A 7349-nucleotide genomic window follows, 5' to 3' on the forward strand; every position below is an offset into this window, starting at 1 on the left:
GCAGCCCGGTAGCTCGTCAGGCTCATAACCTGAAGGCCGCAGGTTCAAATCCTGCCCCCGCAACCACTGATAACGACAAACCCGTAGCATCCGCTGCGGGTTTTGTTGTTTTTGCAGCCTTTCCAATGGCTTGCCGCTCCGTCCAATTGAGGATCGTGCCCAGTTCACCGTGCAGTGTCGCGTAAATCTCGCCACGTTCCGGCCCCGGTGTGAGCGAAATCTTCTCGATCAACCCACGTAAAGTCTCTGCCGCTTCCTGGCGCTCTTCCTTGCGATTGAGCGCCTTCGTCAGGGCAGAAACCTTCTTTGCATAGATCGCCGAGGCGCTCGGCAGAATGTCCGGTGTGTCCTCTGGCGCGTCGGCCAACAGGGTGTTCAGTTCGGTTTTGCGCGCCTCCAGCGTGTCCATCTCAGCCTTCATGCTCTCATGGAACATGCCAGCCTTGATCGCCTCTATGATGCCGCGGATCTGCTTCTCGGTCTTGACCAGTTCTGCTTTCCAGGCATCACCGCTGGAGCGGCGTTCCCGGTTCAGCCGGTTCGTCTCTTCGGCATAAGCGCGCATCGCCTCCTCAACGATCTCAGGTGCCATCATGCGATCCTTCAGACCGGACAGCACGCGGGCTTCCAGTTCCTCACGCGGGATCGTGCGGCTGTTTGAACAGGCGCCCTTGCTGATGTGGTTCGAGCAGGCAAACCGATCAGCGCCGCGAAGCGAGTAGGGGCCTCCGCAGCAGCCACAGAAGACCAGGCCGGACAGAAGGGACTTCGGCCGACGTGTGCCGTTCAGGCGGTTCTTTTTGTGGTGCTTTCGCACGGCTTCGGTGACGTTGGCAAACTTCTCGGCGATCTCGTCCTGCCGGACACGAACGGACTGCCAGAGTTCGTCATCGACAATGCGCAGCTCCGGCACATCCTTGATGATCCATTCCGATTCCGGGTTCAGGCGTGAGACGCGCTTTCCCGTCGATGGATCTTTGATGTAGCGACGCCGGTTCCAGATCAGACGACCGATATAAAGTTCATTATTCACCAGCCCCGTGCCGCGCTTCACATGGCCCCGGATGGTGGTGTCGCTCCAGAGCTTCCCAGCCGGACCACGGACACCTTCCTCGTTCAAGGTACGAGCGATGGTGCGCGGGCCGATGCCAGCGGCAAACTCGCGGAAGATGCGACGGACAACACTCGCCTCGGCTTCGTTGATTTCCCGGTCGCCGCGAATGGGATCACCGCGCGCATCGAGCTGCTTGACGACATTGTAGCCAAAGCACAGGCCGCCGCCTGACTTGCCGTCCTCGACGCGGCCACGGATGCCGCGATGGGTTTTGGCGGCAAGGTCTTTCAGGAACAGTGCGTTCATCGTGCCCTTGAGGCCGACATGAAGCTCGCTGATCTCGCCCTCGGACAGTGTGACAATCGGAACACCAGCAAACTTGAGGTGCTTGTAGAAGGTAGCGACATCAGCCTGGTCACGGCTGATGCGATCCAGTGCCTCTGCCATCACAATGTCAAACTGGCCAGCTTGCGCATCCTGAAGGAGCGACTGGATGCCGGGGCGCAGGATCATGCTCGCGCCGGAGATGCCAGCATCCTTGTAGGTTCCGACGATCTTCCACTTCTCGCGCTTCGCCTGCTCGCGGCAGATACGAAACTGGTCCTCGATCGACGCCTCGCGCTGGTTGTCGGAAGAATATCGGGCATAGAGCGCAACGCGGGTCATATAGGCAGTCCTTTCAGGCTCCGTGTCGGGGGAGGTATCTTAATTCTGTTCAGGTTCGGAGGCGGCTTCGACGGCCTTGCCGCTGCGATGCGCGGCTGACAGCAGTTCGTCATATTGATCGGCCGACATCAGCACAAACTCGCGCCGGCCATGTCGCGTGATCTCTACCGGCTCACGGTGAGACTCGTTCAGATACTGTCCGAACTTGCGCTGAAATTCGAGGGAGGTGGTGGTCGGCATCGCAGACTCCGGGAGAATAGGCCTGCGTAAATAATACGTGTTATACGTATAAATGCAAGGGGATTTGCAAGTCAGCTACGCCAGATGGCGTTGAGCTTTGCGTTCCGCAGCCAGTTTGCGCTCGAACTGCTCACGGGCGATCTGGCGACCGATCAGGCGAGCCAGCGACATCAAGGCAGCGTCTTTGCGCGCAGGATCGTGCCGGATCGTTTCCGGTCCGGTCGAGGCTGTAACCTCGATATTGATCCTGCTCCGCTTGACCGCCATCGTCTCCAAAATCCCGCGCCCGGAAAGGGGCTGGGGCAATGGAAGCGTGGAATGTCATTGCATGGAAGGTCTTGAGCACCGCTGTGCGGTGAATGGGATGCCGTGGCGTAGAAAAGGGACGGGTCAGCCGATGGCAGGAAGTGCGGCTGTGGTGTCCAAGTCAGCCCGAAGCCGCCGCTCGCCCGAACCTCGTGCTGCTTCGCGGAACTTTTCAGAGCCGCCGTTCGTCGCGGAACGCAGCATGCGCCGGGCCGCGATGGCAGTGCTGTGTGACGGAGTTACCGTTTGTAGGTGCCGCACGGAAATTCCCACCTGCGCCCCAGGGCAGGCCCGCGGGGCGGAAAACCCGTCATTCGCTGCTAAGGCATGAGACACCTGGGTATCCAAGGGCGCGTCAATCAGGAAGGCAGGCTGCGAAAAAATAGGTGGCAAGGCCCCCGGTGCTACGCCTCAAGGCCGGTGAGCGGCTCGTCACCCACCGTGCGATTCCCCTCTGTGAGCCCGCAAAGACTGGCAGCCGCCTTTGCGGTTGAGCGCCGCTAGGAAACCGCAAGACAAGTATATATGCTAATACTAGCGCAGCAATTACTGCGATAGGGGGCAATGATATTATGAGATTTACACGTATTGAAATCTTCAATTTCCGCAAATTGAGGCGCGCTCGTGTGGACATGTCGGATAAGCAGACCCTGCTCGTCGGGGCCAACAACAGCGGCAAGACATCCGCCATGAAAGCGCTGCGCAAATTCCTCAAGGATCGCGGAGGTATCGACACGCGTGATGTGACAGCCTCGAATTGGCCTGAGATCGAAGATATTGCGGGCGCTTGGACAAAGGAAACCGAGGTGGATTTAGGTCCGCTCTTGGACCAGCTTCCCTTCATTGACGTCTGGCTTCACGCAAACACGTCAGAGCTGCACCATGTCGCGCATCTGATCCCAACGCTCACATGGACTGGTGGCCCGCTGGGCGTGCGAATCCGCCTGGAGCCGAAAAAGGCGGCTAACATCCAGGCGCAGTACCTAGCTGCGCGACAAGCTGCTAAGACGCTGCAACCCGACGGTGCAGGGGGCAACGGATTCGCACTTTGGCCACGGGACTTTCGTGAATTTCTGGACAGGCGCTTGAGTGACCTGTTCGTGCTCAACGCTTATCTTTTGGATCCCACGAGCTTCGCCACGATAGGGTCAGTGGAACCGCAGCCACTGCCGCCCTTGTCGGAGGGCATAGGCGCGAACCCCTTTTCTGGACTAATCCACATTCGTGAAATCAACGCGCAACGCGGTTTCGCAGATGCAGGGGACAGCAAGGGCGACGAAGATGAGCCGATGAACGCAACCAGCCGCAAGATCGCCAGCCAGATACAGCCCTATTTCCGCAAGCATATCGATCCTGAAAAGGACCCCACGCCGAACGACGTCAAAGCGCTTCAGGCGATCCATGATGCCGAAGCGACCTTTAATGCCCGTCTCAAGGATGGCTTCGCCGATGCTATCAAGGAACTGGAAAATCTCGGCTACCCCGGCAGTCTCAACAATCCGAAACTATTCATTGCCACGCAGATCAAACCCGTTGACGGGCTCGATCACCCGGCAGCTGTGCAATACGATATCTCAGGCGACACATCCGGCGTGAAGCTGCCTGAAGGCTACAACGGCCTAGGTTTCCAGAACCTGATCTCCATGGTGTTTCAGCTCATGCGTTTCCGGGATGACTGGATGCAGGTAGGCAAGTTCAAATCACAGGTGGTGACCCCGGACGACAAAGGCATCGAACCCCTGCAACTGGTGCTGATCGAGGAGCCGGAGGCGCATCTGCATGTTCAGGTGCAGCAGATCTTCATGGACAGGGCCCACAAGGTGTTGCGCAACCATAAAGATCTGGAGAAGGAGGACTCAGCTTTTACCACGCAGCTGGTCGTGAGTACCCATTCGGGCCATATCGCGCACGCCGCCGCGTTTGAGGATCTGCGTTATTTCAAGCGCGAGCTGCCAGGTCACGGAGTTGTGCCCACGGCCACTGTGGCGAATATGAAGGGGCTCTTTGGCGCGGACACGCAAACTCGTCGCTTCGTGACGCGCTATCTGCTGAGCACACATTTTGATCTATTTTTCGCCGACGCCATCATCGTGATCGAGGGTGCCGCAGAGCGGATCCTGCTGCCGCATCTGATCCAGCATCACTACCCTGATCTTGCCGTGGCCTATCTATCCTTCCTGGAGCTGGGAGGCAGTCACGCGCACCGCATGCGTCCCTTGATCGAGGCGCTGGAGGTGCCGACGCTGATCATCACCGATCTCGATGCCATGGCGAAGGTCGACAAAGACGGAAAGAATGTCACGCAATCGGCCCGGCCGCGCTCGGGGGGTGCTCAAACCACCGTGAACCAGGTTCTGAAAACCTGGCTCCCCAAGCTGGTGGAGATCGACACGCTGATAGCCGCGCCACCAAACAATCTCTGTCATACCGATGTCGCCCGCCCCATAGCCGTCGCCTATCAAACCCCGCAAGAGGTGAAGCAGGGTGCGCAGACCCAGACCATCACGCCCAGCACGTTCGAGGATGCTCTTGCTCTGGCCAACACGGAGGTCGTGAAAGGTGCCGCAAAGGCAGAGCACGCTTGCCGTATGACCCGCGCTTTTGCAGAATCCATCTCCAGCGAACCCACGCCCGAGGACCTCGCCAAAGCGCTCTTTGATCGGTTGGACAAATACCCGGAGAAGGCCGCCTTCGCGCTGGACCTCCTTTATGTCGAGGACATCAAAGCGCTGCGCGCGCCACCCTATATCGACAAAGGCCTGACTTGGCTCGAGGGCCAGTTGAAGGGCGGAGAGGGTGCGATATGACGGACGTGACCGATGCCAACCGCGACGCTGGCGCTGACGCGACGATCCGCGCGTGCCTGTCCCTCAATCAGCCGCGCAGCTTCTTTCTGTTCGCTGGGGCTGGATCGGGCAAGACGCGCTCACTCAAGGACGCACTGGAGGGGTTGGACACAGCGACACTGACAACCTTGCGCAAACACAGCCGCAAGATCGCCGTGATCACCTATACCAACGCCGCCGCAGATGAGATCACGCGTCGCGTCAAGGCCGATCCGGTGTTTCAGGTGCAGACCATCCACAGCTTCGCCTGGACACTCATCGAGGGGCGCACGGCAGATATTAGGGGCTGGCTGGAGAGCAACCTGCAGACAGAGATTGCCGAGATCAAGGCAGCCGATGCGAAAGGTCGGGCGGGTGACGCCCATGACAAACGCGTCAAGAAGATGGCCTCCAAGACAAAGCGGGTGGAGCGCTTGGCCGAGATACGCGCCTTCACCTATTCGCCCGTGGGGGACAATTTCGGCCGCGATGCGTTGCAACATACCGAGGTCATTGCATTCGCCGCGCATTTCCTGACTGAAAGCGAGACGTTCCAGAACATTGTTCTGGCGCGCTACCCGTTCATCCTGATCGACGAGAGCCAGGACACGATGAAACCATTGATGGAGGCGCTTTTGACTTTCGAGGCGCGCCATCGTGGCCGCATCGCCCTAGGGCTGCTCGGGGACACGATGCAACGCATCTACACCGATGGTTTGCGCGATCTCGACCAACGGGTTGGGAATTTCGCGCAACCGGCCAAACAGATGAACCACCGCAGCCGCGCGCGGATCGTAGACTTGGCGAATGCGATCCGGCGCGACGATGATGGCCGCCAGCAGCGGGCGCGCGAAGACAAACCGGGTGGCACCGTGCGCGTCTTTCTTGCGCCAAGTGAGGGCACTGATCGCACCGCCTTTGAAGCCTTCACCCGGGCGGAGATGGCCCGTATCATCGGCGATTCCGCGTGGCAGAATGCGGAGGCGATCAAGACCCTAACGATCGAGCGTCACATGGCCGCCGCACGGCTTGGTTTCAGTGAGCTGTTTGAGCCCCTGAGCAAACCCGACAAGCTCAAGGATGGGTTTCGCGATGGCACCTTGCCCGCGATGCGGCTTTTCACCCACCGGGTCTTGCCTTTGGTGACGGCACAAAGGAATGGGGATGCCTTTGCCGCAATGGCGGTGCTGCGCGACGGCTCACCGCTGGTCGATAAGAGAGGTGTCCGGGCGGGGCGCGGGCGGCAAGCCACTGGCCTTGACGCAGCGCGGGCGGGCGTCGCAGCGCTGATGACGCTATTTAAGGACGAACGGGATCCGAGTTGTGCCGAAGTGTTGGCGGTTGTGGCCGAGCACCGGCTGTTCCAGATCCCCGACCAGCTTCGGCCCTGTTTGCCTGACGATGGTCCTGTGGCCGAGGGCATGGCCGACATCCTTGCTGAATTTGATCTCGACTTGACCGGGCTGGACCTGACCATACCCGAGGCCATACCACCCACGGAAACCACCATCACCGAGGCCTGGACGCAGGCGCTTGGGGCCCCGTTTTCCCAGGTTGCGCGCTACCTCGCCTATGTCGAAGATCGCAGTTCCTATGGCACCCACCAAGGGGTCAAGGGGCTCCAATTTCCTCGGGTTATGGTGATCGCCGACGATGCCCATACACGCTTCAAAGGCCTTGCCTCGTATGAGACACTGTTTGGCGTGAAGCCCCTGAGCGCCGATTCCCAGAAAAAGGCGGACAACGACGAGGAAACCACGATCGAGCGTACCCGCCGCTTGCTCTATGTGACCTGTACTAGGGCAGAAGAGAGCCTTGCGCTTGTGCTCTACTCCGAGGCCCCCGACATAATTCGGAGGTTCCTGATCTCCAAAGGATGGATGGTCGAGGACGAGATCGTGATGGCTGCGACCGACGGGGCCAAATAGAAAACCGTTCACTTGCGCAACGGAAAACGCGGCCCTTTGCTGCCAGTCGGCCTCGACCTTTGCCCCGTTAAAGCTGGGGGGGTAACGGCCGACTTGAGTTGCAACCCCCTATTTATACGATCCTACCCACTCCACGATCTGGCTGTAACCAGCCAAGGTCATATCCCATTCACTGGAAGCTTCTTTCTCAACAAAATTGATTGCATCAGCCGTGAAGGAGGCTCTGTTGCAAAAATTCAATCTGAACGGAGCACGGCCTATCTCTGGACGTAGTTATGCAGCGAGTGCCTCGAACTGTTGTTTGATTGAGCGTTCATTTGCGGCTGAAAA

At 59.2% G+C, this 7349-nt stretch carries 5 protein-coding genes; 2 read left to right on the forward strand and 3 right to left on the reverse strand.

All coding sequences use genetic code 11. The features are described from left to right. Window positions 1-22 precede the first annotated feature (22 nt). The 3 genes from ABE527_RS21155 to ABE527_RS21165 all read right to left on the reverse strand — a co-directional run bounded on the left by ABE527_RS21155 (window position 23) and on the right by ABE527_RS21165 (window position 2227). Window positions 23-1720 carry a recombinase family protein gene (locus tag ABE527_RS21155; RefSeq protein ID WP_499698231.1) on the reverse strand — a complete coding sequence of 566 codons (1698 nt, stop codon included), beginning with the start codon at window positions 1718-1720 and terminating at the stop codon, window positions 23-25. Window positions 1721-1759: 39 nt separating this feature from the next. Further along, window positions 1760-1960: a type II toxin-antitoxin system prevent-host-death family antitoxin gene (locus ABE527_RS21160; RefSeq protein ID WP_499698232.1), complete on the reverse strand. Its 201-nt coding sequence runs from the start codon at window positions 1958-1960 to the stop codon at window positions 1760-1762. A 75-nt stretch (window positions 1961-2035) separates the two neighbouring features. Continuing rightward, window positions 2036-2227: a hypothetical protein gene (locus ABE527_RS21165; protein WP_271114289.1), complete on the reverse strand. Its 192-nt coding sequence runs from the start codon at window positions 2225-2227 to the stop codon at window positions 2036-2038. 611 nt (window positions 2228-2838) lie between these two features. On the opposite strand from ABE527_RS21165, the gene ABE527_RS21170 reads away from it, so the two are divergent. Further along, window positions 2839-5073, forward strand: coding sequence for an ATP-dependent nuclease (locus ABE527_RS21170; RefSeq protein WP_499698233.1), 2235 nt, complete (start codon window positions 2839-2841; stop codon window positions 5071-5073). Further along, a complete protein-coding gene (locus ABE527_RS21175; protein ID WP_499698234.1) occupies window positions 5070-7019 on the forward strand; it encodes a UvrD-helicase domain-containing protein in 1950 nt (649 codons plus the stop codon). The genes ABE527_RS21170 and ABE527_RS21175 overlap by 4 nt, the downstream gene beginning before the upstream one ends. The last annotated feature ends 330 nt before the right edge of the window (window positions 7020-7349 follow it).

This window comes from Brucella sp. TWI432 (assembly GCF_039674445.1).
In the GTDB taxonomy this organism is placed as follows: Bacteria; Pseudomonadota; Alphaproteobacteria; order Rhizobiales; family Rhizobiaceae; genus Brucella; species Brucella chromiisoli.